General features: G+C 70.6%; 8 protein-coding genes. 2 read left to right on the top strand and 6 right to left on the bottom strand.

Going from position 1 to position 14,882, the window contains the following annotated elements; genetic code table 11:
• Positions 1-9: 9 nt before the first annotated feature.
• The 4 genes from ACFFIA_RS09425 to ACFFIA_RS09440 all read right to left on the bottom strand — a co-directional run bounded on the left by ACFFIA_RS09425 (position 10) and on the right by ACFFIA_RS09440 (position 6,087).
• Positions 10-1,656, bottom strand: coding sequence for an ABC transporter substrate-binding protein (locus ACFFIA_RS09425; RefSeq protein WP_377248648.1), 1,647 nt, complete (start codon positions 1,654-1,656; stop codon positions 10-12).
• A gap of 57 nt (positions 1,657-1,713) precedes the next feature.
• Complete coding sequence (locus ACFFIA_RS09430) at positions 1,714-2,634, bottom strand: carbohydrate ABC transporter permease (RefSeq protein ID WP_377248651.1); 921 nt, start codon at positions 2,632-2,634, stop codon at positions 1,714-1,716.
• Complete coding sequence (locus tag ACFFIA_RS09435) at positions 2,631-3,620, bottom strand: ABC transporter permease (RefSeq protein ID WP_377248654.1); 990 nt, start codon at positions 3,618-3,620, stop codon at positions 2,631-2,633. Before ACFFIA_RS09435 ends, ACFFIA_RS09430 begins: the two co-directional genes overlap by 4 nt.
• 76 nt (positions 3,621-3,696) lie before the next feature.
• Positions 3,697-6,087, bottom strand: coding sequence for a beta-xylosidase/alpha-l-arabinosidase (locus tag ACFFIA_RS09440; RefSeq protein WP_377248657.1), 2,391 nt, complete (start codon positions 6,085-6,087; stop codon positions 3,697-3,699).
• A gap of 268 nt (positions 6,088-6,355) precedes the next feature.
• Between ACFFIA_RS09440 and ACFFIA_RS09445 the strand changes: the two genes are divergently transcribed.
• Together ACFFIA_RS09445 and ACFFIA_RS09450 are read left to right on the top strand one after the other, a co-directional pair.
• Entirely contained in the window at positions 6,356-7,453 is a 1,098-nt protein-coding gene (locus ACFFIA_RS09445) for a LacI family DNA-binding transcriptional regulator (protein WP_377248660.1), read from the top strand.
• Positions 7,453-8,424, top strand: coding sequence for an acetylxylan esterase (locus tag ACFFIA_RS09450; RefSeq protein ID WP_377248663.1), 972 nt, complete (start codon positions 7,453-7,455; stop codon positions 8,422-8,424). Before ACFFIA_RS09445 ends, ACFFIA_RS09450 begins: the two co-directional genes overlap by 1 nt.
• A gap of 14 nt (positions 8,425-8,438) precedes the next feature.
• Here ACFFIA_RS09450 and fxsT (ACFFIA_RS09455) read toward each other — a convergent pair whose 3' ends face one another.
• Positions 8,439-10,805, bottom strand: a complete 2,367-nt coding sequence (gene fxsT, locus ACFFIA_RS09455; RefSeq protein ID WP_377248666.1) for an FxSxx-COOH system tetratricopeptide repeat protein — start codon at positions 10,803-10,805, stop codon at positions 8,439-8,441.
• A 60-nt stretch (positions 10,806-10,865) separates the two neighbouring features.
• Positions 10,866-14,864, bottom strand: coding sequence for an FxSxx-COOH system tetratricopeptide repeat protein (gene fxsT / locus ACFFIA_RS09460; protein ID WP_377248669.1), 3,999 nt, complete (start codon positions 14,862-14,864; stop codon positions 10,866-10,868).
• Between the last annotated feature and the right edge of the window lie 18 nt (positions 14,865-14,882).

A 14,882-nucleotide genomic window follows, 5' to 3' on the forward strand; every position in this document is an offset into this window, starting at 1 on the left:
CGATTCGGTTTAGCCGTGTTCCTTCTTGTACCGTTCCTGTGCCTTGTCGACCAGCGCCATGTACTGGTCCATGTTCTTGCTCTTCAGCTCGGTCACGTACGCGTCCCACTCGGAAAGCGGCCGCTGGCCGAGGATGAACCTCAGCGTCTGCTGGAAGACGTAGTCCTTGAGCCCCGTCTCCCAGAGCGAGGCCTGCTCGCGCTCCTCGTCGGTGAACGGAGCCGGCGGAGGCAGGACCCACGGCGCCTGCTTCCGCGGGCCGACGACCTTCTGGTACTCCTGCTCCTCCGGCGAGAAGAACGCCTGCACCAGCTCGGGCTTGCCGCCGTACGCGAACACGCCGTTGTAGAAGCCGAAGTCCTTCTGGAGGTGCTTGGGGGCGTTCGGGCGCAGGCCGATGACGTTGACGTCCTCGGCGAGCTGGTGCTTGCCGGAGGCGTCCTTGGTGAACGTGGTGCCCTCGACGCCCCACTTCGCGAACTCCTGGCCGGCATCGGAGTAGAAGAGCCAGTCGATGAACTGCATCATGGCCACGAAGTTCTTGTTGTCCTTGGCCTTCGACGAAATCATCACGCCGTTTTCCAGGCGGCTTTGCGGGTTGATCTCACCGGCCGCGCCGATGAGCAGCGGGATCTTCGTGAGCTTGGCGTTCGGGATGGTCTTCGCCAGGTCCGGCCGGTAGTCGTTCACCAATGTCTGCGCGTTCGAGCTGATCACGAAGGACTTGCCGTTGGCGAGCTTCTGCCGGGCCTCGTCGTCGTTCTGGGTGAAGCTCTCCGGGTCCATCAGCTTCTCGGTGACGAGCTTGTTGAGGTACTCGACCCACGCCTTGTACTGGGGGCTGGCGCCCGCGTAGAAGTACTTGCCGGTGCTCGCGTCCCACCTGGCGTGCTGGTAGTCCCAGCCGCCGGGCGCGCCGTACGCGGAGCCGAGCACGTTGAAGAGCGCGCCGCCGGGCGTGGGGATGTTCCACCGGTCGGAGAAGGGGTAGACGTCGGGGTGCGCCGCCTTCATCGCCTTGAGCACCGTGTAGAGGTCGTCCCAGGTCTTCGGCACCTCGAGGTTGAGCTGTTCAAGGATGTCGGTGCGGATCGCCAGCGAGTAGTCCTGCCATGGGTTCTGGTGCAGGCCGGGCAGTAGATAGTACTTACCGTCCGCCTGCCGCAGCGTGTCGATCTCCGGCCCGAGGCTCCACTTCTCGACCTTGTCCTTGTAGTTGGGCATCAGGTCGACGTAGTCGCTCACCGGCAGGATCGCGCCCGAGGAGACGAATGCGTCCTCCTGGTTGGGGTAGGTCTTCGGGATGATCAGCGGAGCGTCGCCGGCGCTGATCATCACGCTGCGCTTCTGCTCGTAGTCGCTCAGCGGCACGGTGACCGCGTCGATCTTGATGTTGGTCCGGTTGCTCAGCTCCTGCCAGAACAGCCAGTCCGCCTTGTACGGGTAGTTGGGGTGGTTGTTGTAGAGCATCGAGAACGTGAGCGGTTCGGTCGCCTTGAACTGGACGCCGACGCCATAGTTCTCCATGGAGCCGGCCTTGTTGGCGGAAATCTCCTCGGCGGGATCGCTGTCCTCACCGCAGGCGGTGAGCCCCAGCGTGAGAGCGAGCGCGCCGGCCGCTACGGCCGCCGCGCGACGCCGGGTTCGTAGGAACATCAGCACTGTCCTTTCTGGAGGATCAGTATTTCGGTGGGGGTGAAAGGGCTTGCGCGGTCAACCCTTCACAGCGCCGAGCATGATGCCGGAGACGAAGTACCGCTGGACAAAGGGATAGACCGCGAGGATGGGCAGGGTGGTGAGGATGATGGTGACCGACTGGATGGTGGCGTCGACCTGCACCTCGTCCGCCTCCGCGATGGCGCCGGCGTTTTCGGCGCCCGTTGCCCCGGCGATGAGGTTGCGTAGGTAGACCGTCACCGGGAAGAGGTCCAACCGGTCCATGTAGAGGAACGCGGAGAACCAGGAGTTCCAGAAGGAGACCGCGTAGAAGAGCACCATCGTGGCGACGATCGCCTTCGACAGCGGCAGCACGATCCGGAGCAGGATTCCGTACGTGCTGAGCCCGTCGACGGCACCGGCTTCCTCGAGTTCGAGGGGCAGGCTCTCGAAGAACGCCTTCATCACCAGGAGGTTGAAGACGCTGATGGCGTTCGGCAGCGCGATCGCCCAGACGCTGTTCTTCAGGCCGAGGCTGGTCACCAGCACGTAGTTGGGGATCAGGCCGCCGTTGAAGAACATCGTGAAGACCGCGACGCCGACCAGGAAGTTGCGGCCCTTGAGGTGCTTCTTCGAGAGGACGTACGCGTAGCAGGTCGTCAACACGATCGCGACGGCGGTGGCGACGACTGTGTAGAAGACGGTGTTGCGGTAGTTGATCCAGAAAAGGGAGTCGGACATCACGTGCCGGTAGCCGGTGATGTCCCAGCCCTTCGGGATGAGGTTGACCTTGCCCGCGATGATGTACGACTGGTCGCTGAGCGAGCGGGCCACGATGTTGACGAAGGGGTACAGCGTCACGATCACGACGCCGGTCAGGATGACCGCGTTGAAGCCACGAAAGACGCGGTATCCCCGGCTGTCCCGCGGACCCCGCGGCTTCCGGCGGACGGTGAGCCGGGGCTTGGCGATGGTCACCACAGGCTCGTCCCCACTGTGCGACGGGAAATGGTGTTGGCGGCCAGCACGAGCACCAGGCCGATCAGCGCCTCGAAGAGGCCGATGGCGGCGGCGTAGCTGAGGTTGCCGGAGACGATGCCGACCCGGTACAGGTAGGTGGCGATGACGTCAGCGGTCGGATAGGTCAGGGGGTTGTAGATCAGCAGGATCTTCTCGAAGCCGACCGCCATGAACGTGCCGATGTTGAGGATCAGCAGCGTGATCATGGTCGGCCGGATGCCCGGAAGCGTCACGTGCCAGGTCTGGCGCCACCGGTTCGCGCCGTCGATCCGCGCCGCCTCGTAGAGGTCTTCGTCGATCGTGGTGAAAGCGGCGAGGTAGAGGATCGTGCCCCAGCCGACGGTCTGCCACGCCTCGGACGAGACGTAGATCGTGCGGAACCACTCGGCCCGCTGGAGGAACGGGACCGGATCGGCGCCGAACGCCTGCACCGCCTGGTTGATCACGCCGTCCATGGAGAGCATCTGGCCGAGGATGCCGGCCACGATCACGATGGAGAGGAAGTGCGGCAGGTACGACACCGACTGCACGAACCGCTTGAGGTAGCGGGTCCGCACCTCGTTGAGGAGCAGGGCGAGCACGATCGGGAGCGGGAAACAGACCATCAGCGTCGCCGTGCCGAGGATCAGCGTGTTGGTGAAGACGTCCCAGAACGTCGGGTCGTTGACGAACATCTTCACGTAGCGCAGGCCGACCCAGTACTCGCCGAGGATGCTGCCACCGGGCTGGAACCGCCGGAACGCGATGACGTTGCCGATCATCGGCGCGTACCGGAAGATCGCGAAGAACACCAGGGGCAGGATCGCCAGCGAGTACAGCTGCCAGTCCTTGCGGATCGCCCGCCGCCAGCCGCCCCGGCGCTTGCGCACCTTGCGGGTCACGGGCGGGAGCGGCGGCTCCGCCAGCGCTGTCGGCGGTGGGTCGAGTATCTTCGGGGCACTCATGGCCGTCCCCGCTTCGCCGCGGGCGACCACGAGGTTTCAAGAACGCCGTGCCTGATGACTCGGTCGCTTCGCTCACTCATGCGGTGCCCTCTCTCGCCCCGTGCCCCTCCCGAGCGGCCTGCGGCGCCGGCACGGCGCGATCCACACGCGCCAGGGCCAGGAGGCGGCGGTGGTGGCCGACCTCGCGTTCGGTGCCGGTGAGGCGCAGCGGCAGCGCGGTCACCAGGTCGCCGCTCGACCGTCCAAAGCGGAGCTCCACGTCGCCGGGCTCCACGACGCGCCGCCCGTCCACACCGGTGAAGGCGGTCAGGTCGGCGGAAACGGTGAACGTCACGCGGGCTGCCTCGCCCGGCTCCAGCGACACGCGGGTGAAGCCGACGAGCCGGACCACCGGGCGCGTGACCTGGGCGACCGGGTCGTGCAGGTAGAGCTGGACCACCTCGGTGCCGGCCCGCTCGCCGGTGTTGCGGACCGTCATCCGTACGGTCGCCTCGCCGTCGACCGGCCACTCGGTGTCGCCGGAGGCGTCGCACCACTCGAACGTCGTGTAGCTCAGGCCGTGCCCGAACGGGAACACCGGCGTCGGGTCCACAGAGGACACCTGAGTGCGGCGGCCCAGCGGCGGCGCCAGGTAGGTGGCGGGCAGGCCGCCGGCGTCCCGAGGTACGCCGACCGGCAGGCGGCCGGAGGGGTTGACCGCGCCGGTGAGCACCTCGGCCAGCGCCTCCCCGCCCCGCTGCCCGGGGAAGAAGGCCTGCACGATGCCCGCCGCCGCGGCGTACTCGTCGCCGATCGCGTACGGCCGGCCGGTGAGCAGCACGAGCACCACCGGCGTGCCGGTGGCGAGCACGGCCCGTACCAGCTCGGCCTGGACGCCGGGCAGGTGCAGGTCGACGGCGTCGCAGCCCTCGCCCGACGTGCCCCGCCCGAAGAGCCCGGCACGGTCGCCGACGGCCACCACGCAGACGTCGCTCGCGGCCGCGGCGGCCACGGCGGCGGCGATGCCGGAGGCGTCGTCGCCGCTGATCTCGCAGGCCGGCTCGTACACCAGGCCGGGCACGAGCCGGCCGAGGGCCGTGCGCAGCGTCTGGATCTCCACGCCGACCTCGTGGTCGGGGTGCCGTACGCCGACGTGCGTGGGGAACGCGTAGCAGCCGAGCATGGCGAGCGGGTCGTCGGCGACCGGGCCGATCAGGGCCACGCGGGCCGCCGGCGCGAGCGGGAGCACGGCGCCCTCGTTGCGCAGCAGCACGATCGACTGGCGGGCCAGGCGCAGGGCGATGTCGCGGCCGGTCTCGTCGTCGAGGCACAGCCCGTCGGCGTCCTCGGGGAGCGGCTGCCAGCCCTCGTCGAGCAGGCCCAGCTCGGCCTTCTGGGCGAGTACGCGGTGGGCGGCGCGGTCGATCAGCGCCTCGTCGACCGCGCCGGCGCGGACGGCCTCGACCAGCGCCGGCCCGAACGCGTCGACCGTGGGCAGCTCGACGTCGATGCCGGCGCGCAGGGCGAGCGCGGCCGCGTGCACCGCGTCGGCGGCGACGGCGTGCAGCGTGAGCAGGAACTTCACCGCGAAGTAGTCGGAGACGACCGTGCCGGTGAAGCCCCACTCGGCGCGCAGCAGCCCGGTCAGCAGGGCCTCGTCGGCCGCGGCCGGTACGCCGTCGACGTCGGTGTACGAGTTCATCACCGAGCGGGCACCGCCGAGCCGCAGCGCCATCTCGAACGGCGGCAGGACCACGTCGGCCAGCTCGCGTCGCCCCATCGGTACGGGCGCCAGGTTGCGCCCGCCCCGGGAGGCCGAGTAGCCGGCGAAGTGCTTGAGCGTGGCGACGACACCGGCGCGCTCGAGCCCTCGCACGTACGCGGCGCCGACGCTGCCCACCAGGTACGGGTCTTCGCCGATGGTCTCCTCGGTGCGGCCCCACCGGTAGTCGCGGGTCACGTCGAGTACCGGTGCCAGCCCTTGGTGCACGCCGGCGGCCCGCATCGACCGGCCGATGTGCCCCGCCATCTCCTCGACCAACTCGGGGTCGAACGCGGCGCCCCAGCCGAGCGGCGTGGGGTAGGCGGTCGCCCGCCAGGTGGCGAAGCCGGTCAGGCACTCCTCGTGCACCTGCGCGGGGATGCCGAAGCGGCTCTTCGCGACGATCTCCGCCTGGGAGACCGCCAGCGAGCGGGCGCCCTGCACCGGGTCGACCGGCGCGGTGCCGAACGGCCTGGTCAGCTGGCCGAGACCGTGCTGGATCACGGTGCTCCACGGCACGCCGTCCATCATGTCGGCCTGGTGTGGCGCGACACCACCGCCCGAGGCGTCGGCACCTACCCAGACCCCCACAAGCTGGGCGATCTTTTCTTCGAGCGTCATCTCTGGCAGGAGCGCGTCCGCTCGCTCGGCGGGCGAGAGCGCGGGGTCCCGCCACCGCCTGGTCGCGGGCGCGAGTTCGGTCTCGACCGGTACCTGACCTGCCATGCCAACCCTTCGATCGACGAGCGGCGAGAGAACGCCACTCCGTGCGAAAGCCTTCGAAAGTTTCCGCAAAAACTCCGTTACATCTAGCGGCAAATTAGGCGTCGTCGCCGATCGATGTCAAGAGGCTCGATTGCAATGGTCAACTTGGTGTATGGTCCGTGGGTCATGCCCTGGGCGCGGCTGCCCCCGGCCTTGGCGAGGCTGGCCTTGGTCGGGTCGCCCGTGGCGGAGTCTGCCGAAACTTCCGAGTAGGCTGCGTGAGTTTTCGATGACTGTTCCCCGTCCGGTCACCAAGCCCGGATCCGCCACCATCGCGACCATCGCCGGCGAGGTCGGCGTCTCCGTCACGACCGTGTCCAAGGTCCTCAACGGACGCGCGGACGTCGCGCCCGAGACCCGCGCGCGCGTCGAGGCCAGCCTCGAGCGCCACCGGTACCGCCGCCGCGCCACGCGCCAGCCGCCCACCGCCCACCAGATCGACCTGGTGTTCCACGAGTTCGGCACGGCCTGGGCCATGGAGATCATCCGTGGCGTGGAGACGGTGACCGCCGCCGCCAAGGTCGACATCGTGCTCTCCCAGTTGGACGGCGCGCACAGCCCGCCCCAGCACTGGCTCGACGCCGTGCTCGCCCGCCGCCCGCTCGGCGTGGTGCTCGTGCTCTGCCACCTTTCCCAGGCACAGCAGCGCCAGCTCCAGCGGCAGCGCATACCGTTCGTCGTGGTCGACACCGACAGCGCGACGTCGGCCTCCGTGCCCACCGTCGGCTCCAACAACTGGAACGGCGGGCTCCTCGCCGCCCGCCACCTGCTGGCGCTCGGACACCGCCGGATCGCGGTCATCTCCGGCCCGGAAGACGTGCTGTGCAGCCGGGCCCGGGTCGCCGGCTTCCGCTCCGCGCACGACGAGGTCGGCGTACCGGTCGATCCGGAGCTGGTGCGCTACGGCAACTTCGCCGCGCACAGCGGCAACGACCACGGGCTGGAGCTGCTCCAGCGCCCCGACCGCCCGACCGCCATCTTCGCCGGGTCGGACATCCAGGCCCTGGGGGTCATGCGCGCGGCACGCCGGCTCGGCCTGGACGTGCCACGCGACCTGTCCGTGGTCGGCTACGACGACCTGCCGGTCGCCACCTGGGTCGGCCCGGCGCTCACCACCGTCAACCAGCCGCTGCGCGACATGGCCGGCACCGCGACCCGGATGCTGCTCGACCTCGCGCGCGGGGAGGAGCCGGCGACAAGCCGGATAGACCTGGTCACCGAGCTGGTCGTGCGGGAGAGCACAGCGCCCCCAGGGCCGGAAGGGCCGCAGCGCAGGAGCGAAGCGAGCAGTTCGGACGGTGCGGTGCGCGACGGGCGGGCGGTCTGATGGCGCTCTTCGACCTCCCCCTCGACCAGTTGGAGCGGTACGCGCCCGCGGTGATCGAGCCGCCCGACTTCGACGCCTTCTGGCAGTCCACTCTGGATCAGGCTTCGGTCAAGCCGGTCCTCGTCGACGTACGGCCGCACCGAAACGAGCTGTCGCTTGTGGATAGTTGGGACGTGACGTTCGCCGGCTTCGACGGCGACCCGGTGCGCGCCTGGTACACGCGACCGGCCGGGGTGGACGATCCGCTGCCGGCCGTCGTGGAATACCTCGGATACGGCCGGGGGCGCGGGCTTCCGCACGAGCGTCTGACGTGGTCGGCCGCAGGATACGCCCACCTGCTGATGGACTCGCGTGGACAGGGCGGGCAGTACGGCACCGGTGGCGACACGCCCGATCCGCACGGCAACGCGCTCGGCGGCCCGGGTCCCGTCACGCGGGGCCTGCTCAGCCCGTACGACTACTACTACCGCCGGCTCATCACCGACGCCGTACGCGCGGTCGAGGCGGTCCGCGCTCTGCCCGGCGTCGACCCGGAGCGGGTCGCGGTGACCGGCAACAGCCAGGGCGGCGGGATCGCGCTCGCGGTCGCCGGGCTCGTGCCCGACCTGGCCGGGCTGGTCATCACCGCGCCCTTCCTGTGCCACATCCAGCGGGCGATCGACATCACCGACGCCGCGCCGTACGGCGAGATCGTCACGTTCCTGGCCGTGCATCGCGAGGCCGAGGAGGCGGCGCGGCGCACTCTGTCCTACGTAGACGGTGTGTGCTTCGCCCGCCGGGCCACCGCGCCGGCGCACGTCGGCGTGGGGCTCCGCGACACGGTGTGCCCGCCCAGCACCGTGTACGCCGCCTACAACCAGTACGGCGCCGACGACCGCGCGCTGTACGCGTACCCCTTCAACCACCACGAGGGAGGCGAGGCGGTGCACGTCCGCCGGCAGCTCCGGTGGCTGCGCTATCACCTGGAGTGACCGCACGCTGCGGCTCACTCGTGATCGCCGGGCTCCTCGCCGCGTAGCCGGCGCCGCCGGGCCCGCGTGTCGTCTTCCAGGGCCTGGGCCCGCTCGTTCCGCCCAAGTTGACGGAGCGTGGACGCGAGGTTTTCCGCCGAGACGAGCGTGTCCGGATGGTCGGGGCCGAGGACCCGCCGCCGCCGTTCGAGCGTGTCTTCGTCGAGGGCCGCGGCGCCTTCGTGGTCGTTGAGCCCGCGCAGGTTTACCGCGAGGTTGTTGGCCGAGGTCAGCGTGTACAGGTGGTCGGCGCCGAGGGTGCGCCGTCGCCGTTCGAGCGTGTCTTCGTTGAGCGCGCGGGCCTGCTCGTACTCGCCGGCCTCCCAGAGGTTGGTGGCCAGGTTGTGCGCGGAGACCAGCGTGGACTGGTCGTCTTCGCCGAGCGTGCGGCGGCGGCGCTCCAGGAGGTCTTCGTTGAGGACGCGGGCCGCCTCGTGCTCGCCCATCTGCCAGAGCGTGACGGCCAGGTTGTTGGCGGAGACCAGCGTACGGGCGTCGTCGTCGCCCAGGCTCTTCCGACGCTGGGCGAGGGTCTGTTCGTTGATCGCCCGCGCCTGTGCGTAGTGGCCGAGGCTGCGGTGTGCCTCCGCCTCCTGGTTGGCCGCCCACAGCGTGTGGACATCGTCCGGGCCGAGGCGTTCCAGCCAGCCGCGGTGCCAGGCGGCGGCCCAGAGAAGGGCGGTGGCGTAGTCGCCGCGCATCAGCAGGTACCACAGCGCGTTGCAGGCGGTGGAACGGATCTTCTCGCCGGCGGTCGCCGGGTCGAGGGCGAGCAGGTGCGGCAGCAGCGCGGTCCAGGCCGGCCAGGAGCGCGGATCGGTGCCGTCGTCGCCCGGCTCGGCCGCCGCGACGAGCCGCTCGACGAGCTGCCGGTACTCGGCCCACTCCGCCGGCGCCTGCTGGTCACGCAGGACGGCCTGGGTCAGCCGGTGCAACTGGATGGTGTGCTCGGTGATCCGGGCCAGGCCGAGCTGGGCCAGCCGCCCGAGGCTGCGGTGGAAGGCGAACGAGGTGGCCGCCACCGCGGCCAGCGTCTCGCCGAGCACCTCCTCCGGGGCGGCCGAAAACCACGGCAGCGGGATGGGCTCCGGCGCGAGGTGGGCGCAGAGGTGAAGCAGGCGTACGGCCGCCGGGTCCTTGGCCGCCAGGCGCCGGGTCGACAGCTCGACCGCCGCCGCGAGCGGTACGGGATAGCCCAGCGGTCGCCCCTCCGCCAGCAGCCGGTGCGCCTGGCCGTCCAGCTCGGCGAGGTACGCGGCGACCGGGATGCGGATCTCCTCCATCAGGCCGACCGCCTGCGCCAGCGCCAACGGCAGGTCGCCCAGCGCGTGGGCCAGCCGGTCGGCGTCCCCCGGCGAGAGGGTCGGCAGGTACTGCCGGATCAGCGCCACCGACTCGGCGCGGGCGAACACGTCGACGCTCACCGCCGCCGCCATCCCGCGGAATCCCGCGCTCCGCGAGGTGATCACGGTGTGGCCGGTCTGCGGGGGCAGCCACGGCTCCAGGTCGTGCGCGGTCTCCACGTTGTCGAAGACGATCAGCCACCGGGACAGCCGGCGCAGCCGGGCCATCACGGTGCGGGCGGTGGTGGCGTCGGCGGTGCCCGCCTGTACCCAGCCCATCTCCGAGCCGAGCGCGGCGACCTGCTCGCCGATCAGCTCGGGCCGCTCGGCGTCGATCCACCAGACCAGGTCGTAGTCGCCGGCGAACAGGTGCGCGTACTCGATCGCGAGCTGGGTCTTGCCGACACCGCCCATGCCGTGCAGCGCCTGCACCACCGCGCGGTCGCCACTGGTGAGCCGCTCGCGCAGCCCGGCCAGCAGCGCGGTACGCCCGGTGAAGGCACTCAGCCGGGGCGGCACGTTCCACACCTGGGGCAGCGAGCCGGGCAGCCGCGAGACCGCTACCGCGCCCGGGAAGGGCACCGGGCCGGTCGGGCGCCTCGGGCCGAGCACCGCGGAGAGCACGGCGTCGCGGGCGTGCGCCTCGTCGAGCCCGAACAGGTCCACATAGACCAGTGGCGCGAGGACCGGCGGCGGCTTCACGTCTTCCAGGCGGAGCGGCACCAGGCGCCGCCGCCCCTCCGCGTCCGGGCGCTGCGCCAGCACGGCGGTCCACTCGTCGCCGGTGAACCGGTCACGCTCGAAGTACGCCTTCGAGTACAGCGCGACCACCTGGCCCGCGGTGAGCGCGTCGTTCATCTTCAGCACCGCGTTGCTGCCCGGCGCCCAATCCCACACATCCAGCTCCACCGTGCGGCCGGCGGCCTCCACCTGGGACGCGACCCACTCCGCCCACGGACGGTCCGGACCCGCGTAGCTGACAAATACGTCAACTGGCATGCAGGCACCTTGCCATCAACCTCGGGCGGGGAGAGTCGGCTGACCGACACGCGGGACGCGTCACGTGGGCGGCGGTTCGAGGTCACAGCTCAGCCGGGACCAGTTGGCCGCCGCCACGGTGTTGGGGTGGTCGTTGCCCAGCACACGGCGGTAGCTGGCCATCAGCGACTCCATCAGCGCGTTGGCGCCGGGCCGATCGCCGTCGGCCCGCCGGCTGATCGCGAGGTTGCTGCCCGCGGCGAGAGTGTCCGGATGCTCGGCGCCGAGCACCTGGCGGATCCGTGGGTACGCCTGCTCGTCGCTGGCCCGGGCGCCGCCGAAGTCGCCGGACTGGAACAGCTCGTCGCCGAGGTTGACCGCGGCCACCAGCGTGTACGGATGGTCCGGCCCGACCGTCGCGGTGAAGCGCTCGACCACCATGCTCGTCAGCTCGCGTGCGGCCGCCAGGTCGCCCGCCTTGCGCATGAAGATGGCGAGGTTGTTGCCGTACGCGAGCGTGAACGCGTGGTCTTCGCCCATCGTCGAGCGGTACCACTCGTACACCGGAGTGGCCCGGCGACGGGCGCTCAGATCCTGGCCGAGGGCGGACTCGTCGGAGGCGAGGTTGATCGAGCAGGCGAGCGAGTCGGGATGCTGCGGACCGTGTACGCGCAGCGAGCGGGCGAGCGTGTCGGCGCTGAGCGCGTACGCCTGCTCGAACTCGCCGAGCTTGCGCAGCGTCACGGCGAAGTTTTTCGCGGCCCGCAGCGACTCGGGGTGGTCTTCGCCGAGCACGCGGCGGTGACCGTTGAGCGCGGTCTCCAGCACGCGGCGGGACTCCCGCAGGTCGCCGGTGTCGCGCAGGTCGCGCCCGTAGTTGCCGGCCGAGTAGAGCGTCCAGGGGTGCAGCTCGCCGTGTACGGCCCGGCGGCGCTGGAGCGTGCGCTCCTGGAGGATCAGCGCGCTGCGCAGGTCGCCGGCGAGGCGGAGCGAGATCGCCAGGTTGTGGCCGGCGGTGAGCGTACGCGGATGCTCCTCGCCGAACGCCTCCCGCCACCGCGACTCGATCTGCTCGTCGAGGTCGCGGGCCCGGGCCAGCTGCCCCAGCGCGCGCAGGTCGGCCGCGAGCCCGCCGCCCGCCATCAGCGTGTACGGATGGTCGTCGCCGGCGGTGCGGGTCAGCCGGCCGTAGACGTCGTCGTCGATGGCGTACGCCGCGGTGTAGTCGGCCTGGAGGCGCAGCGCGCAGGCGAGGTTGTAGCGCATCATGAGCGTCGGCTGGTCGTCGGGCCCGTGCGTGCGGTCCCACTGCGTGATCGCCCGCTCCGCGAACGCCTGCGCGGTCGGGTAGTCGGAGATCTTCCACAGGTAGCGGCCCATGTCGAGCACGAGCTGGCGGACGTGCGGCGAGTCGGAGTCGAGCACGCCGGAGCGGATCAGGTGTGGCCACAGGTCGGCGTAGACCGGCCAGTGCTCGGCGTTGTCGGCGTCGCCCGGATTGGCCGCGGCGAGGATCTCGTGCACCTGGTGCTGGTTTTCCGCCCGCTGCTCGGGGGTGAGCGTGGCCCGGATGATGGTCTGCATCAGGCGGTGCAACTGGATGCTCTGGCCTCCGCCGTCGTCGCCGCGGTCGGCGATCCGGCGGCGGACGGAGGAGGTGGGGCCGGGGCGGCCGGAGTCGACGCGGGCGAGCGCGTAGCGGCTGATCTCCCGCATGGCCCGCCCCACCAGCATCCGCTCGCGCAGCGACGGGTCGTATGGCAGCAGCGCCTCGATGAACCGGTCACTGTAGACGAGCGACACCGGGATCGGCTCCGGCGCGAAGAACGCGCAGATCTCCAGCAGCTTGGCGGCGGCCGGGCTGCGCTGGCGGAGGCTGTCGAGCGAGACCAGCCACGGCTGCGCCGAGCTGGAGCGGTAGTCGGGCGGCAGCTCCTCTTCGAGCATCTTCAGCGGCTGGGTCTCCAGCAGCTCCAGGTAGTGGGCGACCGGCATCGCGGTGGCGGCCAGCCAGGCGCCGGCCTGCTCGATGGCGAGCGGGAGGTCGCCCAGGCGCTCGGCGACCAGCTCGGCGTCGGTGTCGGACAGGTGTGGGATGCGCCGGTGCAGGAAGGCGATGCTCTCCTCCCGGGTGAAGACGCCGACCTCCACCACGTGCGCCTCGCGCGCCCACGCCTGGTCGCGGGTCGTGATCAGCACGTGGCCCGGGCCTTGCGGGAGGTATTCACGAAGCTGGGCCGGATCGTCGGCGTTGTCGAAGATGAGCAGCCACCGCCGGTAGGGACGCCCCTGGCGCAGCGCCTCCAGCCCGGCGCGCACGCGCTCGGTCACGCTGTCGCCGGTGGGGAGGCCGAGCTGATCGGCGAGGGACGCCAGCGAGGAGCGCACGACGCTGGTGAGCTGGGCAGAGACCCACCACACCACGTCGTAGTCGGCGCGGAATCGGTGCGCGTACTCCAGGGCGATCTGGGTCTTGCCCACGCCGCCGAGGCCGTGCAGCGCCTGCGGCACCACGGCCGTGCCGGTCGCGGAGAGGCGGTTGCGCAGTGCCTCCAGCGTGCGGCGGCGCCCGGTGAACGTGCCGTTGCGCTGCGGCACGCTCCACAGTGGTGGCTCCAGGGCCGGGAAGCGGCGGCGCGGGGTCTGGCCCTCCTCCCCGGCCGGCGAGGTGGTGGGGCGCGGGTAGATCGGCTGGTCGAGTGCTTCCAGCAGCACCTCGGTCGCGCGCTGCTCCGTGAGCCCGGCGAAGTCGACCGGCACACGGTCGTGGAAGGGCGGTCCGACCCGCACGTTGTCGAGCCGCACCGGTACGAGGAACGGAGTGCCGCTCACCGGGTCGCGGCTGGCGACCAGCTTCCACAGGTCGGCGGCGTTGGGCGACTGCACGTAGTCCTGGGAGAGCAGCACGATCGCCCGGGTCGCGTCGGCGAGGATCGCGGAGACGTCGCCACCGGAGTCGGATTCGGCTGGGAAGTCGACCTCGCGCATGGCGACCCGCAGCCCGGCGTCGTCGAGCTCGCCGCTGATCCACTCCGCCCACATCCGGTCGACCGCCGTGTAGCTGATGAACACGTCGGACGTGCCCGCGGGGCGGCGCCGCTCGAAGGCGGCCAGCCACCGCCGGCGTACGCGCTCGTCGAGCGGGGCGAGCTGCTGCACCTCGCCCTCGGTGATCACATTGGCCAGCCGCTCGTACGCCGCGAGCAGCGAGTTTTCCTGCCGGGACCGGTCGCCGAACGCGGAGAGGATCTCCTCGTACGCGTAGAACGGCTTGTACGGGATCTCGACGTCGCCCCAGTACTCGTTGACGTCTTCGGCGGAGCGCCGCCCGAGGAAGGGCGCGAAGCTCTGCCGCGCGTAGTCGCGACCCGCCTCCAGCTTGACCTGCTCGGCGTCTTCGACCCGCATCGGCACGGGGAGCAGCCGCACCGGGCGATCGGCGCGCTGCCGGTTGATCGACTTGGCGACGGAGAGGGCGCCGTCGATGCTCTGCGCGTTCATGGTGAAGCAGTCGACGACCACGTCGGGCAGGCGCACCGTGCAGATGCCGCCGCTGTCGCTGACGCCCGTGCGGCTGTCGATCAGCACGTAGTCGTAGTTTTCCCGCATGTTGCGGCGCAGCGCGTCGAGGAAGGTGTTGCCCGCCATCCGCTCGTAGAAGGCCGACCAGTCGAACGTGCTGACGATCCGCGTGTACGACGAGTCCTGCTGGCCGGCCGGGAGGAAGTCGAGGAACCCCTTGTCAGGGAACTGCCAGTCGAGCGAGACCGCGTAGCGCAGGACGTCGGCGTGTGACGCCAGCCACTCGGTGGTCTCCGAGTCGTGGATCGGCTGCATCATCGCGGTCGCGTAGTCGCGGATCATGTCGATCACGCCCGGCGAGGTGCGCAGGTGCTTGTCGAGCAGGAACGGGTGATAGTACTTGTGCAGCCCGGGGGACTCGAGATCCCAGTCGACCGCGAGCACGCGCTTGCCCTGGCTGGCCAGGATCCACGCGACGTTGGCGAGGGCCATGGTGCGGCCGGTGCCGCCCTTGTACGAGTAGAACGTGACGATGGTGCCGCCGTTGCTCTCCGTCACGAACGTGCCTCCTGTCGT

The organism is Phytohabitans kaempferiae, from assembly GCF_042433955.1.
Lineage (GTDB): Bacteria > Actinomycetota > Actinomycetes > Mycobacteriales > Micromonosporaceae > Phytohabitans > Phytohabitans kaempferiae.

What these genes read in the sequence shown, in the direction of transcription:
- ACFFIA_RS09440 (WP_377248657.1), bottom strand. Translation starts at nt 6,087, where the DNA reads ATGGCAGGTCAGGTACCGGTCGAGACCGAACTCGCGCCCGCGACCAGG.
- ACFFIA_RS09450 (WP_377248663.1), top strand. Translation starts at nt 7,453, where the DNA reads ATGGCGCTCTTCGACCTCCCCCTCGACCAGTTGGAGCGGTACGCGCCC.
- ACFFIA_RS09445 (WP_377248660.1), top strand. Translation starts at nt 6,356, where the DNA reads ATGACTGTTCCCCGTCCGGTCACCAAGCCCGGATCCGCCACCATCGCG.
- ACFFIA_RS09425 (WP_377248648.1), bottom strand. Translation starts at nt 1,656, where the DNA reads ATGTTCCTACGAACCCGGCGTCGCGCGGCGGCCGTAGCGGCCGGCGCG.
- ACFFIA_RS09435 (WP_377248654.1), bottom strand. Translation starts at nt 3,620, where the DNA reads ATGAGTGCCCCGAAGATACTCGACCCACCGCCGACAGCGCTGGCGGAG.
- fxsT (WP_377248666.1), bottom strand. Translation starts at nt 10,805, where the DNA reads ATGCCAGTTGACGTATTTGTCAGCTACGCGGGTCCGGACCGTCCGTGG.